This is a genomic window from Candidatus Termitispirillum reticulitermitis, from assembly GCF_054655775.1.
This window is the reverse complement of record NZ_BAAIHG010000102.1, coordinates 1-3,101: the sequence shown is the minus strand read 5'-3', so window position 1 is coordinate 3,101 and position 3,101 is coordinate 1. Positions and strand designations below refer to the sequence as shown.

The following is a 3,101-nucleotide window of genomic DNA, read 5'->3' as shown; positions in this document are numbered from 1 at the left end:
GAGCAGTGTAGTTATCTACCGCACTATATTGCATCTTGCCTAGCTTCTCATCATACCTGACATTAACACCTGTTATCGGAGCAAGATGCACATTCACTCCCTCTATCACACCCCTCAACATCTTATCGGTCACCGTATCACTGCCAATTAGCTTATTAGAGTGAGCATCGGTCACCGTCACCGTCACAATGTCGTCCTTAGCCTCTTGTATCTGCGTGAAACCTAGCGCCTTTAGTAGCATATCATCAGCAACAAAACGCAACTCTGATTCCTTGCCCGTAAAAGCAGTCTGCACTATTATAGTCCCCTTGACAGCATTTATGCCAGCTGGGGGTTTCTCACCAGCATACAAAGGCTAAGGACGACATTGTGACGGTGACGGTGACCGATGCTCACTCTAATAAGTTAATTGGCAGTGATACGGTGACTGATAAGATGTTGAGGGGTGTGATAGAGGGAGTGAATGTGCATCTTGCTCCGATAACAGGTGTTAATGTCAGGTATGATGAGAAGCTAGGCAAGATGCAATATAGTGCGGTAGATAACTACACTGCTCTGTTGCACGTAGCGAACACAGAATCGGTAGTGGGGATGAGTGCCAACGAGGGGCAACTGCTAGATATATCAATAGGCAGGCTTGATAGTGTAGGGCTAGAAGTGACTGATGTGTATGTGACCAGTGTTGAGGAGGCACAGAAGTCAGTGACTAAGGTGGACGAGGCACTTGTGAGGCTGTCAAAGGCGCGTTCGCTGGTAGGTGCGCAGGTTGTGAAGCTAGAGTTCAGCTTGAAGAGTCTGAATACGGCTAGACAGAATATGATGTCATCGGCAAGCAGGCTGATGGATTTAGATGTGGCGGCGGAGAGTGCAAACTTAGCCCGTAACCAGATATTGACAAACTCGTCCATAGCAATGCTCGCACAGGCTAACCAGATACCACAACTAGCACTGCAGCTATTGAATGGCTAAACTTTTTTCTCTCCCCCCCTACGGGGGGAGGTATATAGAATATTTGTAGCACTACAGCTATAGTTTTTTCTCTCCTCCCTACGGGAGGAGGTATATAGAATATTTGTAGCACTACAGCTATAGTTTTTTCTCTCCCCCCTACGGGGGGAGGTATATAGAATATTTGTGACACTACAGCCTATAGTTTTTTCTCTCCCCCCTACGGGGGGGAGGTATATAGAGTGTTTGGGGAATTAGGAGACTGAGAGAGATTTTAGTAGGTAATAAATTAAGGGAGTAATTTATGTCATTTGTAATTCAGAGCAATGCGTCATCTGTATTGGCACAGAACAAGTTGATGACGGCTAATGTTGCGTTAGGCAAGTCAATAGAGAGGCTATCTAGCGGGCTGGGTATAACCCATGCGTCAGACGACCCGTCTGGTATGGCGGTTTATAACAAGCTACAGGGGCAGATTAGGGGTGTTGCCACTGCCACGCAGAATGTAGAGACGGCTGTGTCGTTCTTGCAGACTGCTGAGGGCGGTATGGAGGTTATCGGCGATATGCTGCAGCGGATGCGGGAGCTATCGGTGCAAGCCTCTAGTAGTATGTATACAGCTACCGATAGGCAATCGTTGCAGACGGAGATAGAATCACTTAAGAGTGAGATAGATAGGATAGCTAATGTTACCGAGTTCAACACCAAGAGGTTGATATCAGGGGATGCATCGGGCTATTGGAGTAGCAGCACTAAGGATGTATCAGCTATCTTATTGGGTGCGTCTGCGGAGGGCAACTACCGCATAAGCGTAGATGTAAAACCTGGACAGAACGCTATATATAAGAGCAATATACTCATCAAAGAGGGTGATTATTATTATGGGCAAAAGTCTAGTCAACTGCCGGGTATCAGAGATATTAGTATTGATGGCACTCTTCTATCAGTAGTGCCTACATCATCTGTTATGACAAGCGCCACCCTAAATGTAGGTGCGCCGGCAACATATTCTGGAACGGGGACTTTACTAAATTTATATGCTGATGGAGGTGGGCTATGGAGCACAACTAGCGCATCAACATTAGGTGCCTCCACTGTTGGTGATTTTTTTAGTATGTTTGTTTATAATCAACCAACCGGCACTGGTTATCCTCTTACTCAAGTTAGTTCACCTCGTGGAGAAGTTCCTAGAGGCATGTATATTAGCGTTGAGTTTCAGAATATTAGTACCGTAAATCCAGTTGCGCCGATTGATTTAGGGATAAGTATTGTATATGCAGATGACCCGACTGCTACAGTGTATACAGCTAATCTTACTGTGGCTGCTTTTGGAAGTAGGCAGAACATACCTGGCTTTGGGGATATATGGTTTGAATTTAGTCACAGTGCAGTCGAACAATTGAGGGTTCAAGGTGTTCAAGATGGCGATAAGTTTGTGCAGGGTTTATTCCCGCCATTAAATAGCATAACTGGGTTACCCCAAAGTGCGAGGCTTGTAACTATTGATAGAGAGATATCTGCTGGTAGCACTAACCTATACGAGATTGGTAGCGGACAGGTTGGTGTGCCTGTTATGTGGGATGGTCTTGCGGACTTTAACTACAACTATATGACATTAGATGAGAACAAGAACCTCATAGTGTCGCAGGTTAAGTTTTCGCGCGATACCAGTGCCACAATTATTACTATGACTGCGCCGATTAGGTTTGGTAGCATATCTCATCTTACTGTTAGCGAAATTATAGCGAATGACAGGGCTAGGACGCTTAATGAATTGCCGATGTTCACTAATTCTGATGGGTATAAGGTGTTAGACATTACGCAGACGTTGTCTATATATGGTAATGGGAAACGGGCGGATGTGTTTATTGAGGGGAGCTATACTCTTGACTATTTAGCTAATAAGATTGCGCGAGCTATAAGTGAAGAGCTAGGGATGTCTGCAAATGGTATAGGAAATAGTTCGCTAGCACATCTGGTAACAGAGCCTGTATATGCTGGTGATAAACCCCCAACTGGCATAGAAGCTGTCAAGGGGACTATAATAGTGCAGACTGCTTTTACGGGCAAGGAATCAGAGTTGCGTTTTGTTGCTGATGATATGCTACTAAAGGCGCTAGGTTTCACGCAGATACAAGAGGCTAAGGACGACA

General features: G+C 45.3%; 2 protein-coding genes and 1 pseudogene. 2 read left to right on the top strand and 1 reads right to left on the bottom strand.

The window, feature by feature from the left end; all coding sequences use genetic code 11:
* Window positions 1–352 (bottom strand): annotated as a pseudogene (locus AC1MDJ_RS07330) (hypothetical protein); the annotation flags it as partial.
* Window positions 353–369: 17 nt separating this feature from the next.
* Between AC1MDJ_RS07330 and AC1MDJ_RS07325 the strand changes: the two are divergent.
* Both AC1MDJ_RS07325 and AC1MDJ_RS07320 read left to right on the top strand, forming a co-directional pair.
* The gene (locus AC1MDJ_RS07325) at window positions 370–969 is read left to right on the top strand and encodes a flagellin (protein WP_479690272.1); all 600 of its coding nucleotides are present in this window, start codon (window positions 370–372) and stop codon (window positions 967–969) included.
* A 283-nt stretch (window positions 970–1,252) separates the two neighbouring features.
* Window positions 1,253–3,101, top strand: a 1,849-nt coding sequence (locus tag AC1MDJ_RS07320) for a flagellin N-terminal helical domain-containing protein (protein WP_479690271.1), incomplete at its 3' end; no start/stop codon positions are given.